14 protein-coding genes are annotated in these 16,478 nt (G+C 68.4%); 7 read left to right on the top strand and 7 right to left on the bottom strand.

The window, feature by feature from the left end:
- The first annotated feature begins 7 nt into the window (after positions 1–7).
- Positions 8–1,261, top strand: a complete 1,254-nt coding sequence (locus tag AC1Q6V_RS21885; RefSeq protein WP_010812792.1) for an arsenic transporter — start codon at positions 8–10, stop codon at positions 1,259–1,261.
- A gap of 9 nt (positions 1,262–1,270) precedes the next feature.
- Here the strand turns inward: AC1Q6V_RS21885 and AC1Q6V_RS21880 are convergent, their stop codons facing one another.
- Positions 1,271–1,462, bottom strand: a complete 192-nt coding sequence (locus AC1Q6V_RS21880) for a hypothetical protein (RefSeq protein ID WP_010812791.1) — start codon at positions 1,460–1,462, stop codon at positions 1,271–1,273.
- Between the two features lie 292 nt (positions 1,463–1,754).
- On the opposite strand from AC1Q6V_RS21880, the gene folE reads away from it, so the two are divergent.
- Entirely contained in the window at positions 1,755–2,504 is a 750-nt protein-coding gene (gene folE, locus AC1Q6V_RS21875) for a GTP cyclohydrolase I (RefSeq protein WP_010812790.1), read from the top strand.
- A gap of 45 nt (positions 2,505–2,549) precedes the next feature.
- Positions 2,550–2,993, top strand: coding sequence for a BLUF domain-containing protein (locus tag AC1Q6V_RS21870; protein ID WP_010812789.1), 444 nt, complete (start codon positions 2,550–2,552; stop codon positions 2,991–2,993).
- 9 nt (positions 2,994–3,002) lie between these two features.
- Here AC1Q6V_RS21870 and AC1Q6V_RS21865 read toward each other — a convergent pair whose 3' ends face one another.
- Positions 3,003–3,257 carry a hypothetical protein gene (locus AC1Q6V_RS21865; protein ID WP_010812788.1) on the bottom strand — a complete coding sequence of 85 codons (255 nt, stop codon included), beginning with the start codon at positions 3,255–3,257 and terminating at the stop codon, positions 3,003–3,005.
- A gap of 181 nt (positions 3,258–3,438) precedes the next feature.
- Positions 3,439–3,603 carry an FmdB family zinc ribbon protein gene (locus AC1Q6V_RS21860; RefSeq protein ID WP_010812787.1) on the bottom strand — a complete coding sequence of 55 codons (165 nt, stop codon included), beginning with the start codon at positions 3,601–3,603 and terminating at the stop codon, positions 3,439–3,441.
- Positions 3,604–4,071: 468 nt separating this feature from the next.
- Between AC1Q6V_RS21860 and AC1Q6V_RS21855 the strand changes: the two genes are divergently transcribed.
- From AC1Q6V_RS21855 to AC1Q6V_RS21845, 3 genes are all read left to right on the top strand, one after another.
- Positions 4,072–4,719, top strand: a complete 648-nt coding sequence (locus tag AC1Q6V_RS21855) for a response regulator (protein ID WP_011617566.1) — start codon at positions 4,072–4,074, stop codon at positions 4,717–4,719.
- 18 nt (positions 4,720–4,737) lie between these two features.
- Positions 4,738–8,163, top strand: a complete 3,426-nt coding sequence (locus AC1Q6V_RS21850; RefSeq protein WP_454749706.1) for an ATP-binding protein — start codon at positions 4,738–4,740, stop codon at positions 8,161–8,163.
- Positions 8,164–8,305: 142 nt separating this feature from the next.
- Entirely contained in the window at positions 8,306–9,697 is a 1,392-nt protein-coding gene (locus AC1Q6V_RS21845; RefSeq protein WP_010812784.1) for an MFS transporter, read from the top strand.
- Positions 9,698–9,763: 66 nt separating this feature from the next.
- On the opposite strand, the gene AC1Q6V_RS21840 is transcribed toward AC1Q6V_RS21845, so the two are convergent.
- From AC1Q6V_RS21840 to AC1Q6V_RS21830, 3 genes are all read right to left on the bottom strand, one after another.
- Positions 9,764–10,738 carry a Bug family tripartite tricarboxylate transporter substrate binding protein gene (locus AC1Q6V_RS21840; protein ID WP_010812783.1) on the bottom strand — a complete coding sequence of 325 codons (975 nt, stop codon included), beginning with the start codon at positions 10,736–10,738 and terminating at the stop codon, positions 9,764–9,766.
- An 85-nt stretch (positions 10,739–10,823) separates the two neighbouring features.
- The gene (locus tag AC1Q6V_RS21835; RefSeq protein ID WP_010812782.1) at positions 10,824–11,636 is read right to left on the bottom strand and encodes an SDR family oxidoreductase; all 813 of its coding nucleotides are present in this window, start codon (positions 11,634–11,636) and stop codon (positions 10,824–10,826) included.
- Between the two features lie 32 nt (positions 11,637–11,668).
- A complete protein-coding gene (locus AC1Q6V_RS21830) occupies positions 11,669–12,595 on the bottom strand; it encodes an IclR family transcriptional regulator (protein ID WP_454749707.1) in 927 nt (308 codons plus the stop codon).
- Positions 12,596–12,798: 203 nt separating this feature from the next.
- On the opposite strand from AC1Q6V_RS21830, the gene AC1Q6V_RS21825 reads away from it, so the two are divergent.
- Positions 12,799–14,898, top strand: coding sequence for a TonB-dependent siderophore receptor (locus AC1Q6V_RS21825; protein WP_454749708.1), 2,100 nt, complete (start codon positions 12,799–12,801; stop codon positions 14,896–14,898).
- Here the strand turns inward: AC1Q6V_RS21825 and pdxR are convergent.
- A complete protein-coding gene (gene pdxR, locus AC1Q6V_RS21820; RefSeq protein ID WP_454749709.1) occupies positions 14,876–16,450 on the bottom strand; it encodes a MocR-like pyridoxine biosynthesis transcription factor PdxR in 1,575 nt (524 codons plus the stop codon). The two genes, AC1Q6V_RS21825 and pdxR, sit on opposite strands and share 23 nt — an antisense overlap.
- Positions 16,451–16,478 lie beyond the last annotated feature (28 nt).

Here is a 16,478-nt window from a genome sequence, read left to right as displayed (position 1 = left end):
GATCCCGATGTCCAGCCACGCCCCGCTGCTGATCTGGTCGGTCGCCGCGCTGACCACGGCCGGCGTCCTGTTCCGCCCGTTCCGCCTGCCCGAAGCCTTCTGGGCCGCCGCCGGCGCCCTGCTGCTGTGCGTCACCGGCCTGATGACGCTGCCCGACGCGCTGGCGGCGGTGCTGCGCGGCTACGACGTGTACCTGTTTCTCGCGGGCATGATGCTGATCTCCGAGCTGGCCCGCAAGACCGGGCTGTTCGACCACGTCGCCGCGCTCGCCGTGCGCCGGGCGCGCGGTTCGGCGCCGCGGCTGTTCCTGATGGTGTACGGCTTCGGCACGCTGGTGACGGCATTCATGTCCAACGACGCCACCGCCGTGGTGCTGACGCCCGCGGTGCTGGCCGCCACCCGCGCCGCGCGGGTCCGGCATCCGCTGCCCTACTTGTACGCGTGCGCCTTCATCGCCAATGCCGCCAGCTTCGTGCTGCCGATCTCCAACCCGGCCAACCTGGTCATCTTCGGCACACGCATGCCGCCGCTGGCGGGCTGGCTGGCGAGCTTCGCGCTGCCGTCGCTGGCCGCGGTGCTGGCCACGCTGGCAGCGCTGTGGTGGACCCAGCGCGCGGCGCTGGCCGAGCCCATCGAACATGACGTGCCGGTGCCGCCGCTGTCGCCGCAGGCCCGGCTGACCGCGCTGGGCATCGTGCTGACCGGGCTGATCCTGCTGGTGGCCTCGCTGCGCGGCAACGACCTGGGCTGGCCGACCTGCGCGGCGGGCGTGGCCACGCTGCTGCTGGTCTGCGCGACCCGGCGCGAGCTGCTGGTGCCGGCGCTGCGCGAGGTGTCATGGGGGGTGTTGCCGATGGTGGCGGGGCTGTTCGTGCTGGTCGCGGCACTGGAGCAGACCGTGGTGATCGGCCAGCTGGCCGATGCCGTCGCAGCGGCGTCGCGCGACGGCGGCGCGCTGGCCCTGCTGGGCGTGGGCGCGGTGGTGGCGCTGGCGGGCAATATCGCCAACAACCTGCCGGCCGGCCTGATCGCCGCCTCGGCGCTGGCGGGCGGACATGCCTCGCATGCCGTGACCGGTGCCGTGCTGATCGGCATTGACCTTGGCCCCAACTTGTCCGTCACCGGCTCGCTGGCCACGCTGCTGTGGCTCACGGCGCTGCGGCGCGAAGGGCATATGGTCAGCGCCGGCCAGTTCCTGCGCGTGGGGGCCGTGGTGATGCCGGCAGCGATGCTGCCGGCACTGGCGCTTTTGCTGCTTTAGGCTGCTGGCTCAGCTGGTAGCGGCGTCATTGGCCGCGGGGGTGTTGGCGGCCTGCAGCAGGGGCCGGCGCAGGCCGGTCGCGCCATGGCGCACGGCACTGGCGTGGTGTTCCGCCACGCCAGTTTCCACCGGCGTGGCCGGCAGCGGCACTGTGACCACATGGAGCAGCATCAGGCTGCTGCACGGAAAGGCAATCGGCATGATGACGTTATTCCCGACAAAGAGTCAGGCCGCGCGCTGCAGCGGCCGGGTGCCGGCGGCTTTATGGCGGGCTGCCTGGCGTTGTGCAGACATTATGTGCGCTTGTCGGCGTTGTGCGGCGCGGGCTTTAGCGATGTCATGAACTATTCACGGAGCAACGTCGGCTTGTGGCGTAATCGGCCCACCGCGCCGCACCTTGCCATGCCCCGTGCGGGTTGTGAGGCCACGGCATCTGCCATATAGTGAATCCGGCACACCCGCTGCGCAGTCATCCATCCCACCACGCATAACCATGACCAGCAAGGACGCGGCGCACCGCGCGAAGGACAGCAACGCCGGCGACGATGCCGGCCACCCCCACGCCCACAGCGTATCCGCCCGCATCCGCGCACGGCTCGAGGCCGCGCAGGAGCGCTTCCACGCCAACGACAATATTTCGCACCACATCGAGCCGGGCGAGATGGAGCAGCTGCAGGCCGAAGTGCAGGCGCGCCTGGAGGACGTGCTGCGCGCGCTGGTGATCGACGTCGACAACGACCACAACACCCAGGAAACCGCGCGCCGGGTCGCCAAGATGTACCTGAAGGAGATCTTCGCCGGCCGCTACGCCAAGGCGCCGCCGGTGACCGAGTTCCCCAACGTCGGCCAGCTCAACGAACTGATGATCGTCGGCCCGCTGCGCGTGCGCAGTGCCTGCTCGCATCACCTGTGCCCGATCATCGGCAAGCTGTGGGTAGGGGTGATGCCGAACCAGCATTCCAACCTGATCGGCCTGTCCAAGTACGCGCGGCTAGCCGAATGGATCATGTGCCGGCCGCAGATCCAGGAAGAGGCGGTGGCACAGGTCGCCGACCTGCTGCAGGAAAAGATGAATCCCGACGGCCTGGCCATCGTGATGGAAGCCGAGCACTTCTGCATGCACTGGCGCGGCGTGCGCGACACCGATGCCAAGATGACCAACAGCGTGATGCGCGGCTCGTTCCTGAAGGACGACAGCCTGCGCCGCGAGTTCCTCACGCTGCTGAACCACAACCGCGGCTAGGCCGCACGCCCCGCCCACCAGCCGCCACAACCGAGCGCCACGCCCATGCTAGTCCGCCTGCTCTATGCCAGCCGTGCCCGCCAGGCCATCGACGCCGCCCTGCTCGACGCCATCCTGGCCACCAGCCTGGAACGCAATCCGCGCCACGGCATCACCGGGGTGCTGTGCCACGGCAACGGCATCTTCCTGCAGGCGCTGGAAGGCGACCGCCAGGACGTATCACAGCTGTTCCAGGCGATCGCACGCGACCCGCGCCACCACGACGTGACCCTGCTGCATTTCGAGGAAACCTGCACGCGCGACTTTGCCGGCTGGGCGATGGGCCAGGTCAATGCGGCGCGCATCAACACCGCCACCCTGCTCAAGTTCTCGGCGCGCGCCGAACTGGATCCGTACCGCACCTGCGGTGCGGCGTCGCTGGCCTTGCTCAAGGAGCTGATCGCCGGCGCGTCAGTGGTGTCGCGCACCGGCGAACGCGGACGGCACTGAGCCTCGCCGTCAGGCCGTCACCTGGCCGAACAGGCCGCACTCCAGGTCGCTCTCGAATTCCTCGACCCAGACCGAACCGGGGCCTGCCTCGTAGACACTGGTCTTGTCCGTGCCGACCCGGCGCACGCTGATGCGCCGCACCCCGGCCTCGCGGCTTTCCTCGAAAATCTCGAACATCTCGGCCGCCAGCCCGACCTGCCTGCATACCTGCAGGACCTGTTGCTGCTCGTCGGCGGGAAATTCGGTGAACGGTCTCGTTGCCATGGCATCCTCCGTCAAGGTTGAGATCGCCGCTTGCGCGCAGCGCTAACGCACGTGGTGCACGGGCACCACGCCTGGAAAAGACATGCCGCGGCCGTCGGCCGGCGGCACACCTGCGCGCCCGCCGCACAACTGCGGCGGGCCGCAAACCCTCCTGGGAGGTAGTTGTTCGGACTCAGCGGACTCAGCTCTTGCGCTGGGTCACTGCCACGAACGGGGCCGGTGCGTGCTGGACGGACTGGCTGCCGCAGTTCGGGCAGTTCGGATGGGCAGAGGCGTGTTCCGCGAGATGCTCGGTTTTCTCGAACATATGGCCGCACTTCTCGCAGCGGTATTGGTAGACGGGCATGGCGTTCCCCAACGCGGTGCACGCGCCGCGGGGCGCGTGTCAGCTTCATTCTAGGACAGCGGTCCGTGCCCCGAAGCGTGAAAGTTCGCCGTGCCGGAGCCGGCGCGCTGCGCGCATGCGGGGATGTCACCGCGAATTCACTTTCTCTCGCGGCGCTCCTGCCTGCCGCTGCGTGAATGCGTCTTCCGCCACGCATTGACATAAGGCAAATAGCCGGCCGTGCTCGCCGCGGAACAAGCGACGCAATGCTGCGCAAACCCAGGTCAAGCATCGCGGCATGGCGCCGTTCTATTGGCAGGTCACGCATTTCCCAAACTGGCCGTGTCCATGCCCGCCTCAGCTAGTTCCCTGAACTAGCTGAATTACGATTCAAGGAGGTGCGGAACATAGCCAGAATCTCGGATTTGTGGTGGCGCAATCGCCCAGTGCAACCGGCGTGGACCGGTTGCCGCCCATCCGGAGATAGCTATGTACGACGGAGTCTTGCGTGTCGCCCTGGCGGACGACCACCCGCTGGTCGTGGCCGCCCTGCGCGACTGCCTGCAGCGCAGCGGCAGTGCCCAGATCAGCTGCGAATGCCGCAACGGCACCGAGTTGCTCGGCGCGCTGGACCAACATCACGCCGATATCGCCATCACCGATTTCTGCATGGGCCACGGCGATACCTCGCTGGACGGCTTCAACCTGCTGGGCCGCCTGGCGCGTCGCCATCCGCTGACGCGCGTGGTGGTGATCAGCGCCCAGACCAATCCCGCCATCATCCGCCGCGCCATGAAGCTTGGCGTGCGCGCCTTCGTCAGCAAGGAAGACCACCTGGAGGAGGTCGTGCGCGCCTGCATCCACGTCGCATCCGGCGGCAGCTGCTTCTATTCGCCCGCGGTGCACGCCATCCTGCAACACGCCACGCTGGCCGGCGCACCGGCCACCGAACTGACGCAGCGCGAACTGGAAGTGATCCGGCTCTATGTGCAGGGCCTGCAGTTGACCGACATCGCCGGCAAGCTCGGCCGCTCGGTCAGCACCATCTCCAGCCAGAAGACCGTGGCCATGCGCAAGCTGGGGGTGCAGACCAATACCGGCCTGATCCGCTACGCCTATGAAAACCGCCTGATCTGACACGGCCGGAACCCGCCGATGCAGCGAACCGTCGACCGTACCCGTGAAACCCTGGCCAGCGCCTTCGATGCGCTTGCCGACAATGCGAGGCGCCAGCAACACCAGTATTCAGTGACCATTGCGGTGCTGATCGCCATCGTGCTGTTCTCCGGCTTGCTGCTTGCCGGCCTGGCCACGGAACAACACCTGGACTACCGCCGCAGCGACGTCTCGCGGTACGCCGGCTCGGTCTCGCAGTTGCTGCATAACGAGTCCTCGTTCCTGCGGCGCACCGTGCTGGGCATCCGCTACAACCTGGATGCACCCGCACCGGAGCCATCGCGCGATCCCGGCTTCGGGGCCTTCCGGCGCACCGGCACCACCAGCCTCCACGTCGATGCCGTGCGCAAGGACTATCACCTGCTTGCCACCGAGGCAACGCGGCAGGGCTGGGGCGCCGGGCTGCCGGCGCAGTACGTGCGGCTGCGGCAGATTGCCCTGGCTGCGGTGGCCACGCAACAGGCGTTCGATCTCGACCACGGGGCCTACGCGGTCGCGCTGAACGAGGACAGCGCCGTGGTCATCAGCCAGCCCGAGGCCGGCGCGCCACCGCTCGCGCTCGACCCGGCGCTGATCCCGCTGCTGCGCACATGGCTGACCCAGGCGCTGCTGGAGCGCAGCGGCCGCAGCGTGCCGGCGCGCGAGCAGCAGGTCTGGGTGGGTCCGCTGCGCCACCCGGTGGACGACACTCCGGTCATGGTGCTGGCCGGCGCCGCCTATGCCGGCGACACGCCCACCATGCTGGTGGCCGCCTGCGTGCCCCTGCACGCCTTCCTGGCCGACTTGCAGCGCGCGGAGGATCCGGCGCTGCTGGCACTGCTCAATCCAGCCGGTCAGGTCATCGATGTATCGCCGCAAGACTGGCCGGCGGCCTCGGCCAGCGTCAACGATGTGGCAGCCGGCACGCGCCTGCTGTCGCACAGCAGGCTGGATGTCACGCCATCGGGCATGCGGCTGGTGCAGCCGCTGCCGGCAGGCTTCGGGCAGCTGGTCTACCACCTGCCGTATCGCATGCTGGGCACGGCGCTGGCAGCGGAGCTGGCCGTGATCGCCGGCGCCATGCTGCTGCTGACCGGCGCCATCGGGCTGGCCGCGCGCTACTGGAGCCGGCACCTGCTGCGGCGCACGCACGCCGAAGCCTCGCGTGCGCTGGAAAGCGAGCTGATGAACCAGGTGCTGGTCAATGCCACGCCGATCGGCCTTTGCATCGTGCGTCAGCACGACTACGCCGTCCTGACGTCGAACCCGCTGGCCGGCGTGCTGCTGCAATGGCAGCCCCATGGGCACCTGCCCGATGCCGTAGCGGAGGCGTTCAAGAAACAGCCATGCGGTGGCAGCAGCGGACAAGCGTCCATTTCCAGCTTTACCGTCGCGGCACCGCCGCGCGTGCCGGCGGATGAGCCATCCGGCCACGGCGACGCCACCCAGCACTTCCTGCAAATCACCTACGCGCCGGCGCGCTACCGCGATGAGGCAGTGCTGTTCTGCGCCGTGCAGGACTGCACCGCGCAGCAGGCACTGCAAGAGCAGTTGCGCTCCGCCCAGCAGGCCACCGAGGCAATGATGCGCGCACGCTCGACCTTCTTCGCCGCGATGAGCCACGAAATCCGTACGCCGCTGAACGCATTGCTGGGCAACCTGGAGCTGCTCGCGCGCGGCAGCGGCCTGGCGGCACACGCGCCCCGGCTCAGGGCGCTGGACAGCGCCGCCGAGGCGCTGCGCCGGATCGTCAACGATGTGCTGGATTTTTCCAAGATCGATGCCGGCAAGCTCAGGCTGGTCAACGCGCCCTTCCGCCCCGTCGAGGCGCTGGAAAGCGTGGCGCTGACCCATGCGCCGATGGTGGCCGGCCGCCCCATCCGCTTCCACCTGCAGCTGTCGCCATCGCTGGATGCTGAGGTCACAGGCGACCGCATGCGCCTGGTGCAGGTGTTGAACAACCTGCTGAGCAACGCCTTCAAGTTCACTGCCAGCGGCCGCATCACCTTAAGCGGCGAGCTGCGCCAGGACCACCACGGCACGCAGCGGCTGGTCTGCCGCGTCAGCGATTCCGGCATCGGCATGCCGCCGTCGCTGGCGGCGCGCGTGTTCCAGCCCTTCGTGCAGGGCGATGCCGCAACCGCCAGCCGCTACGGCGGCACTGGCCTGGGCTTGTCGATCTGCGCCCGGCTGTGCGAGCTGATGGGCGGCAGCATCAGCGTGGACAGCGTGCCGGACGTGGGCAGCGCGTTCACGGTCTCGGTGCCGCTGCCGGCGGCCGCTGGCACGCCGCTGCCGCCGGTCCCGCCCGCCGCGGCGCAGTGCGGCGACGTGGTCGTGCTGTGCCAGCACATGCGCACCGGCGAGGCCCTGGCCGCGTGGCTCGCCACGGCAGGCTGGCGTGCCGATGTGCTGGCATCGCAGGCGGCCGCACTGGCGTCTTTCCGGGTCAAGGTGCCACGCGTTATCGTCGCCACTGAAGAGTACCCCCTGGCCGCACTGGCCGGCCTGCGCGATGCGGCAAAGGTCCCGGTTGTGTGGGTGACGCAGGAGGGCCCGCATCGGCCGCGCCAGTGCGCCCCCGGCATGCACGAAGTCACGGCCTACAGCCACCGCGCGCTGCTCGACTGCGTGGCCCAGGCAGCCGAAGGCCCGGCGCCGGCGCTTGCGACGGCAGACGGCAGCGCGCCGGCGGCGCAGGCACTCCCGGCATCGGCCGAGGCGCCGCTGACGATCCTTGTCGCCGAGGACAATGCGCTGAACCAGACCCTGATCGCCGAACAGCTGCAGGCACTTGGCTGCCACCCGATCGTTGCAGGCAACGGCAGGCAGGCACTGGCGGAGCTGGAGAGCACGCACATCGACGCCGTGCTGACCGATATCCAAATGCCAGTCATGGACGGCCATGCGCTGCTGCGCGCGGTGCGCGCGCAGCATCCCGACATGCCGGTACTGGCCTTCAGCGCACTCACTGGCAGCGAGCCATGCGCAGACTGGCGCCTGCGCGGCTTTTCCGGCTTTATCGCCAAGCCGGCGTCGTTGCAGGACCTGCAGGCATGCCTGCATGGCCTGCCCGGCCGCCGGCATGCCGCGGCCCCTCGCACCAATGACGAGCCAGCTGCGGCTTCCCAGGCAGAAACCGCTGATCGCCGCCGCTACGAAGCCATGCTGCGCCGGCAGCTGCAACAAGACCTGCCAGCGTTGGCGCACATCATTGCGCAGCAGGACCTGCCGGCATTGCGGCACTGGGTCCATGCCGCAGCCGGCGCCTTCATGATTGTGCGCCGCCAGCCCATCGTCGGGGCATGCCTGGCACTGGAAGCACTGTGTGACGGCGCCCAGGCGTGGACCCCGGCCGCCGCAGCCGCGGCCGAAGCCCTGCATGAACGGCTGCGCGGATACGCGCAGGCCGCCGCAGCGGAATAATGCGCGCGGCGCGCTGCGCCTTACCACAATTAGCGGATTTGCGAGCATCGCCACGCGGGACGATAATGGCAACGCTGCGCCATGGCCGTCCTGGCCATGCCTGAGCAATGCTGGCGCGGCATTGTCTTCAATGTCTCTCCCCATGCAGCCAGAACAAGGCCTTCCCCAGCCACAGCGGACCTGGGCGATCCTCACTGTTTTCTTCGGCCTGATCATGGCCGTGCTCGATGGTTCGATCGCCAACATCGCCCTGCCCTCGATCTCACGCGAGCTGCAGGCCGATCCGTCCAGCACGATCTGGGTGGTCAACGCTTATCAGCTGACGGTGACCGTGTGCCTGCTGCCGCTCTCGTCGCTGGGGGACATCCTTGGCTACAAGCGCGTGTACCGGGCGGGGCTGGCCACCTTCCTGCTGGGCTCGCTGCTGTGCGCGCTGGCGGTCAACCTGCCGATGCTGGTGGCCGCGCGCGTGCTGCAGGGCATCGGCGGCGCCGGCATCATGAGCGTCAACACGGCGCTGGTGCGCTTTATCTACCCGCCCACGCGCCTGGGCCGCGGCATCGGGCTGAACGCGCTGGTGGTCGGCGTGACCATCGCCGTGGGCCCGTCGCTGGGCGCGCTGATCCTGGCGGTCGCCAGCTGGAAATGGCTGTTCGCGGTCAACGTGCCGGTGGCCATCGTCGCGCTGGTGCTGAGCCGCACTTCGCTGCCCGCGACGCCGCCGCAGCCGCGCGAGTTCGACTACCGCAGCGCGCTGCTGTCGGCGCTGGTGTTCGGCATGTTCATCCTCGGCGTCGACGGCCTGGGCCACGCCCGCTGGCGCATCGCAGGCGCCGCGGGCATGGCCGCCGCTGTGATGCTGGGTTGGCTGCTGGTGCGGCGCCAACACGGGCGCCCCGCGCCGCTGGTGCCGGTGGACCTGTTTTCCAGCCGCTCCTTCACGCTGGCGGTGGGCACCTCGTTCTGCTCTTTCATGACGCAGATGCTGGCCTTTATCGCGCTGCCGTTCTATCTCGAATACCAGCTCGGCCGCTCCCTGCAGGAAACCGGCCTGCTGATCACGCCCTGGCCGCTGATGGTGGCGGTGATGGCCACGGTGTCGGGCCGGCTGTCGGACCGCTATCCGGCCAGCATCCTCGCCGGCATCGGCCTGGCCATGCTGGCGGGCGGGCTGGTCGGGCTGGCCACGCTGGGCCCGGACGCCGGCAGCCTGGATATCGTCTGGCGCATGGCGATGTGCGGCACGGGCTTCGGCTTCTTCCAGTCCCCCAACAACCGCGCCATGATCGGCGCCACGCCGCCCGAGCGCAGCGGCGGCGCCAGCGGCGCGCAGGCGACCACGCGGCTGCTGGGGCAGACCAGCGGCACAGCGGTGGTGGCGCTGCTGTTCAGCCTGACGCCGACCGGCGCGGCGCGCATTGCGCTGTATCTGGCGGCGGTGGTGGCGGCGCTGGGGGCCTTGATCAGCCTGAGCAGGTTGCGCGATGCCAGCGGCGCGGAACCTGCGCGGGGGGCGGTGGAGCCGGACGCCTGATCAGTGATTGCGTGCTCCCCTCTCCCGCAAGCGGGAGAGGGGAGCAAACCCTCTGGGTTTAAAGGCCTACTCCGCCTTCGCCCCCGATTCCTTCACCACCCTCGCCCATTTTGCAATCTCCTGGCGCTGGTATGCCGCCAGTTTCTCCGGCGTCCCCAGGATCGGATCCAGCCCCAGCGTCTTCAGCTTCGCCTGCACATCGGGCAGCGTGAAGATGCGGTTGAGTTCAGTGTTGAGCCTGGCCACCACATCCTTCGGCGTATTGGCCGGCGCGAACACGGCGAACCATGAATCGGCTTCAAATCCAGGCAAGCCCTGCTCGGCCAGTGTCGGGATATCCGGTGCCGAGGCCGAGCGCTTCGCGCTGGTAATGCCCAGCGCGCGCAGCTTGCCCTCGCGCACCACGGGCAAGGCCGACGGCAGGTTGTCGAACATCATGGTGATATGGCCGCCGAGCAGGTCGGGGATGGCCATGGCTCGGCCCTTGTAGGGCACGTGCGTGATCTTGACGCCGGCCATCGAATTGAACATTTCTCCGGCCACGTGCGGCGAGGTGCCGACGCCGGGGGTGCCGAAGGTCAGCGCGCCGGGCTTGCTCTTCGCCAGTGCGATCAGCTCGGCCGTGGTCTTCGCCGGCACGCCGGGGTTGACCACCAGCACGTTGGGCGTCGAGGCGATCATCATGACCGGCGCGAAGTCCTTCACCATGTCGTACGGCATCTTGCTGTACAGCGCGCCGTTGATCGAGTGCGTGCCGACCGTGCCCAGTGCCAGGGTGTAGCCGTCTGCCGGCGCGTGCGCCACCGCCTCGGCGCCGATATTGCCGCCCGCGCCGGGCTTGTTATCCACGATCACGGGCTGGCCCCACGATGGCGAGATCTTCTCCGAGACGATGCGCGCCAGCGTATCGGGCGCGCCGCCGGTCGGGAAGCCGACCACGATCCGGATCGGCTTGGCGGGCCAGGTTTGCGCGAGCGCGGGGGCCGCGCCGACCAGCGCGGATGTGACAAGCATTGCCGCGGCAAGGGTGCCGAAACGCATGGGTGTTCCTCCTGTTGCCGGCGGCTGCGTGGCCGCCTGCTATGTGAAGACGGCGGCCACTGCCGCCGTCTGAACCTGCTAAGCTCTATACCGCGATGCCGCCGAACTCCTGCATCACCTTGTCATGCAGGCGCCGCATGCCGCGCAGCCAGCGGTCATAGTCCTGGCCCTTGCGGCGATAGTACTCAAGCACCTCCGGGTGCGGCAAGATCAGGAAGCGCTCATCGGCCACCCCTTCCAGCGTCACCGCGGCGACGTGCTCGGCGGTGACCGAGCCTTCCTGCAGGAAGCCCTTGCGCTCGCCCTTCTCGCCGAACAGCATGTTGGTCTGCACGCCCTGCGGGCAGATGCAGCTGACCTTGATGCCGCGGTCGCCGTAGGTGATCGACAGCCACTCGGCAAAGCCGATGGCGGCGTGCTTGGTCACCGCATACGGCGCCGAGCCGATCTGCGACAACAGGCCCGCTGCCGACACCGTGTTGATGAAGTAGCCGTCGCCGCGCTCCAGCATCTGCGGCAGCACCGCCCTGGCCGCGTGGATATGCGCCATCACGTTGATTTCCCAGATGCGCTGCCACTCGTCGGCGCTCGCATCCAGCCCCTTGCGCAGGATGATGCCGGCGTTGGAACAGAAGATGTCGACCTGGCCAAAGCGGCGCGTGGCCTCGTCGGCCAGGCCCTGCACGGCGGCGGCATCGGCCACGTCGACCGGCTGGGCGAACACCTGGCACGCAGGCGCCGCGGCCTGGACCTCGGTGGCAACGGTGGCGGCGCCGGCCGCGTTCAGGTCGGCCACAGCCACGCCGCGCGCGCCGGCCTGCGCAAAGGCCAGCGCCAGCGCGCGCCCGATGCCGGTGGCCGCGCCGGTCACCACGACGGTCTTGTTGCGTACTTCCATGGGTTGTCTCCTCGTTGAATTCAGTGCCCGCGTCATGCGTTGGACGCGTGGGGATAGGTATCAGGGTCCGGCTGCGCGGAAGCAAAGCGGGCGGTCGCGCGCGCGCCGCCGGGTTGCCACAGCCGCGCCTGCAGGGTCTCGGCCAGTTCGCGGATGCGCGGGCCCAGGTTGCTTTCCAGGATCTCGGGCGACAGCCGTGTCGCGGCCCCGCCGATATTCAACGCCAGCACCTCGCTGCTGCCCGCCAGGCGCAGCGGCGCGGCGGCGCCGCTGACGGTGCGGTCCCATTCGGCATGCGCCACGCAGAAGCCGCGCCGTGCGTGGTCGCGCAGCGCACGGTCGATGCCGGTGCGCACGGCGGGCCAGCGCGAGCCATAGTGGCGCGCCAGTTCGGCCAGCGCGGCCTCGCGGTGATCGGCATCGAGCCCCGCCAGCCAGGCGCGCCCGATCGCCGAGGTGGCCATCGGCAGGCGCGCGCCCGGCGCCAGCCGGATCACCAGCGCCCCGCGCGGCTGGCAGCTTTCCAGGTAGACCATGGCGTGCCGGTCCGGCATGGCCAGTGCCACCGTGCAATCGGAGGCAAACGCCAGCGACTGCATCAGCGGCTGCGCGATCTCGCGGATGCCGGCGCCGCCTACATAGCGGTGGCCCAGCACCATCGCGCCCTGCCCCAGCCGGTACTTCTCAGTGGCTTCGATGTAGGTGAGATAGCCGAGCGTGGCCAGCGTGTAGGTGAGCCGCGACACGGTCGGGCGCGGGATGCCGGTGCGCCGCGACAGCTCGGCGTTGCCCAGGTAATCGTCCTGCGGCCCGAAGGCGCGCAACAGCTCCATGCCGCGTGCCAGCGCGGTGACGAAGTTGCGGTCGTCGGCGCAGGCATGGCCCGCCTGCGCGTCGGCCGGCACCAGGACATGTGCGGCATCGGGCGGCGGGGTTGGAATGGTGGTGGTGCGTTTCATGGGCAGGCGGCCGGGAAGAGAACATTGATAGCAGCAACGGGGCTGCGCAGGGACCGCTATGTAGGGAAAGCATGTGCCATAGAAACGGCGTTGATGGATACGAATCAAAAAGTCAGTACGGTTTTTGCCGGACGAAATTCTTGTAAATACAAACCATTCTCATTTATGATGCGCCACTTTCGTCGTTTTCACCTTGCGCCCTCATGCTTGTCCGCCGTCTTGCCATACCCGCCGCCGTCAGTTGCCTGCTCCTGCCTCCCGTCGTTTCCCACGCCGCCGAAGATCCCGCCACGCTGCCATCCGTGACGGTCAGCGCCGCCGCCGACGGGCAAACTGACGTAGGCTTCAGCACGCGGCGGCCGGCCGGAGTGACCAAGTCGGATCAATCCGCGGCCGACGCCGCGCAGTCGATCACCGTCATTACGCGTGACCTGCTCGACAGCCAGCAGGCACAGAACCTCAGCGACGCGCTGCAAAACTCAGCCGGCGTGGTCACCAACGTCTATGGCAGGCGCGGCTGGGACGACTTCATCATCCGCGGCCAGCGTGCATCGGAATCGATCTTTGCCGACGGATTGCTCGTCGACAGCAACAACCGCGTGGCGCAGGAGCTGTTCGGCGTGGAACGCGTGGAAGTGCTCAAGGGACCGGCCTCGATCCTGTTCGGCGCGGTGCAGCCGGGCGGCCTGGTCAACATGGTCAGCAAGCGCCCGCGTGCCGAACTGTTCGGTGAACTGGGCCTGACCGTCGGCAACTACGGCTTCCGGCAGGCGACGGTCGACGTCGGCACGCCGCTGGCCAAGGACAGCAAGGCCGCGTTCCGCCTGAACGCGCTGATGATGAACAGCGACGATCCGACCGACTACGTCTGGTATCGCAACCGCTGGATCGCGCCATCGCTGACGCTCGACCTTGGCACGCGCACGGACTTCACGATCCTGGCCAGCCACAGCCAACGCAACTACGTGCGCCAGCAGGGCCTGCCAGTGAATGGCACCCTGGTGCCGAACCGCAATGGCGTGGTGCCGAGCAACCGCTTCATCGGCGAGCCGAATGCGCCGTCTTATGACGGCGAGCAGAACCGCATCGGCTACGCGCTGACGCACCGCTTCGACTCCGGCTGGACCTTGAACCAGAACCTGCGCTACCAGACGTCGTCGCTGACCGGCACGCTGGTGTCGGCCGGCACCATGGCCGTCAACAGCCAGGCGATGAACCGCAGTGGCACGCAGCAGAGCTTCTCGGGGGACTCGTTCGGTGTTGACACTAACGTGCAGCGGACTTTCGCGTTCACGGGGCATGCCCACAGCGTGACCTTTGGCATCGACTACCGCCATACGAAGGAAGACCGCCTGCAGAAGACGTGCCGCGTGGCAGCGCTGAACGTCTACAACCCGGTCTATGGCGCCAGCATCAACTGCCCGTCCGCCTATAGCCTGGACGCGACCGATACGCTAAACGCGGTTGGCCTCTACCTGCGCGACCAGATCCGTATCGCCGAGCGCTGGACCGTGACCGGCGGCGTGCGCTACGAATCCGCGCAGACGAGCACGACGGACCGGCTGGCGCGGTCGCGTACCGGCAACGACGACAACGCCGTCACCGGCAGCGCGGGCGTGATGTACGACCTGACGCACTGGGCACGTCCGTACCTGAGCTTCGCCACTTCGTTCCTGCCGAACGCCGGCACCGACGTCAACGGCGCCACGTTCAAGCCCGAGAAGGGCCGCCAGTACGAAGTGGGCATCAAGTTCGACATGCCGGACAAGACCGGCCTGCTGACCCTGGCCGCGTTCGACCTGACCCGCACCAATGTGCTCAGTACCGATCCGGTTAACACAGGCTTCAGCGTGGCCGTGGGCGAACAGCGTTCGCGCGGGCTGGAAATGGAGCTGACGCAGGATCTCGGCAATGGCCTCAGCGTTTCGGGCGCCTATGCCTATATCGCAAGCGAAGTCACCGAAGACACCACGGCTGCGAACGTCGGCAAGCCGCTCAACAGCGTGCCCCGGCACAGCTTCTCGGTGTGGAGCCAGTACCGCTTCCGCGGCGCGCTGGCTGGCTGGTACGTCGGTGCCGGCGTGCGCGGCGAGAGCACCAAGCGCGGCTACAGCTTTAACTACACCGTGCCGGGCTACACGGTGGCCGATCTTGCCGTCGGCTACGTGGCATCGCACTGGCGCGCGGCGTTCAACGTCAAGAACGTGTTCGACAAGATGTACTACGCGGGCGGCCTGAACAACAACGTGCTACCAGTGGGCAATCCGCGGGTGGCCATGCTCAACGTGACGATGAACTATTGATGCGGCCCCCGCCTGGAGCCTCCTGACCAGTAGTCAGGCGGCCATCAAGCTGATGTGGCTGGCCTTGCGCCCGCCCCATCGCCGCAATCACCGCCCCTAAAATCTGCATCCCCCGCTGAATCTGCTCCACCGTCAAACTCGCATAACCGAGCACCAGCCCGGCCGCTCGACGCTGTCCGTGCGGCCGGGCCCCTGCAAACAACGGTGATACCGGGTAGACCCCCACATCCTGGCTGCGCGCAGCGGCCACCAGCGCTGTCTCGTCGCGGGGCCGCAGCGACGGCAACCACAGCACCACATGCAGCCCCGCCGCCGTACCGCAGACTTCCGCGTCCGCTGGCAGGAAACGTGCGACGCCATCCAGCAAGGCCGCTCGCCGGCGCTCGTTTTCCCGGCGCATGCGCCGCACATGGCGTTCGTAGGCACCGCTTTCGATCAGCGCTGCCAGCACGCGCTGCTCCAGCACGGGCGCATGGCGGTCGGCCAGCCGCTTGGCCTGCCGGAACACCGGCACCAGCTCAGGCGGCAGCACCAGGTAGCCGAGCCGCAGTTGTGGCGACAGCGCCTTGGAGAAAGTGCCGACGTAGATCACGCGGCCGTCGGTGTCGATCGAGCGCAGCGTGTCGATCGGGCGCTGGCCGTAGCGGAACTCCCCGTCGTAGTCGTCCTCGATGATCCAGGCGTCGTGGCGCTGCGCCCATTGCAGCAGCTCCAGGCGCCGGCCGATCGGCAGCACGCCCCCTAGTGGGAACTGGTGCGACGGTGTCACGTACACCAGGCGCACACGATCGTCCTGGGGAAGGCTGGCGGTATCCAGGCCATGCCCGTCCACCGGCGTGGCCTGGCACCTGGCGCCGGTGACTTCGAAGCAGCGCCTCGCCATCAGGTAGCCGGGATCTTCGAAGGCAAAGGCGTCGCCGGCATCCAGCAGCAGCCGCGCGCACAGGTCGATGGCCTGCTGCGAGCCATGCACCACCAGAACCTGCTCGGCCTCGCAGGCCAGTCCCCGGGCACGCCGCAAATAGCCCTGGAGGGCGCGTCGCAGCGACGCCTCACCTTCTGGCGGGGCGTAAGACAGGCTGTTTTGCTGGCGCAGCAGTTCGGCCTGGTAGGCACGCCGCCAGGCCAGGGTTGGGAAGTCCCGCGAAGCCACCGCCCCATACAGGAAGTCGAAACGAACCGGTTCAGCCTGCAGCAGTGCCGGCATGCCGAGTCCCGCCACGCGGCGCCCGAATTCGGACAGGGTTGGGGCGGACCTGGCGCGCCGGCCTGCGCTGATCCCGGCTGGTGCCGGTGCCGCCAGGGGGCTGGCGATTCGGGCCACGCGCCCCACCGCAGTGACGAGGAAGCCCTCGGCAGCAAGTTGTTCGTAGGCGGCGGTGACAGTGGTACGCGACACCCCCAACTCGGACGCCAGCGCCCGTGTGGACGGCGCCCGGGCGCCCGGCGGCAGGGTGCCGTCCGCGATCTGGGCACGCAGAAGATCGTAGATGCGGCGCCCCGCGCCCGTGGCTCCGGCACGGGTACCGGCTGGCTGGCGTGACTGGCCCATAAAGAATCATGAAAACCGGACCTTCCGA

Source organism: Cupriavidus sp. GW823-FHT07B10 (genome assembly GCF_058794355.1).
Note: the sequence above shows the minus strand (reverse complement) of the source record. Positions and strands in the feature narration are given on the sequence as shown.

What these genes read in the sequence shown, in the direction of transcription:
- AC1Q6V_RS21885 (WP_010812792.1), top strand. Translation starts at nt 8, where the DNA reads ATGTCCAGCCACGCCCCGCTGCTGATCTGGTCGGTCGCCGCGCTGACC.
- AC1Q6V_RS21880 (WP_010812791.1), bottom strand. Translation starts at nt 1,462, where the DNA reads ATGCCGATTGCCTTTCCGTGCAGCAGCCTGATGCTGCTCCATGTGGTC.
- folE (WP_010812790.1), top strand. Translation starts at nt 1,755, where the DNA reads ATGACCAGCAAGGACGCGGCGCACCGCGCGAAGGACAGCAACGCCGGC.
- AC1Q6V_RS21870 (WP_010812789.1), top strand. Translation starts at nt 2,550, where the DNA reads ATGCTAGTCCGCCTGCTCTATGCCAGCCGTGCCCGCCAGGCCATCGAC.
- AC1Q6V_RS21865 (WP_010812788.1), bottom strand. Translation starts at nt 3,257, where the DNA reads ATGGCAACGAGACCGTTCACCGAATTTCCCGCCGACGAGCAGCAACAG.
- AC1Q6V_RS21860 (WP_010812787.1), bottom strand. Translation starts at nt 3,603, where the DNA reads ATGCCCGTCTACCAATACCGCTGCGAGAAGTGCGGCCATATGTTCGAG.
- AC1Q6V_RS21855 (WP_011617566.1), top strand. Translation starts at nt 4,072, where the DNA reads ATGTACGACGGAGTCTTGCGTGTCGCCCTGGCGGACGACCACCCGCTG.
- AC1Q6V_RS21850 (WP_454749706.1), top strand. Translation starts at nt 4,738, where the DNA reads ATGCAGCGAACCGTCGACCGTACCCGTGAAACCCTGGCCAGCGCCTTC.
- AC1Q6V_RS21845 (WP_010812784.1), top strand. Translation starts at nt 8,306, where the DNA reads ATGCAGCCAGAACAAGGCCTTCCCCAGCCACAGCGGACCTGGGCGATC.
- AC1Q6V_RS21840 (WP_010812783.1), bottom strand. Translation starts at nt 10,738, where the DNA reads ATGCGTTTCGGCACCCTTGCCGCGGCAATGCTTGTCACATCCGCGCTG.
- AC1Q6V_RS21835 (WP_010812782.1), bottom strand. Translation starts at nt 11,636, where the DNA reads ATGGAAGTACGCAACAAGACCGTCGTGGTGACCGGCGCGGCCACCGGC.
- AC1Q6V_RS21830 (WP_454749707.1), bottom strand. Translation starts at nt 12,595, where the DNA reads ATGAAACGCACCACCACCATTCCAACCCCGCCGCCCGATGCCGCACAT.
- AC1Q6V_RS21825 (WP_454749708.1), top strand. Translation starts at nt 12,799, where the DNA reads ATGCTTGTCCGCCGTCTTGCCATACCCGCCGCCGTCAGTTGCCTGCTC.
- pdxR (WP_454749709.1), bottom strand. Translation starts at nt 16,450, where the DNA reads ATGGGCCAGTCACGCCAGCCAGCCGGTACCCGTGCCGGAGCCACGGGC.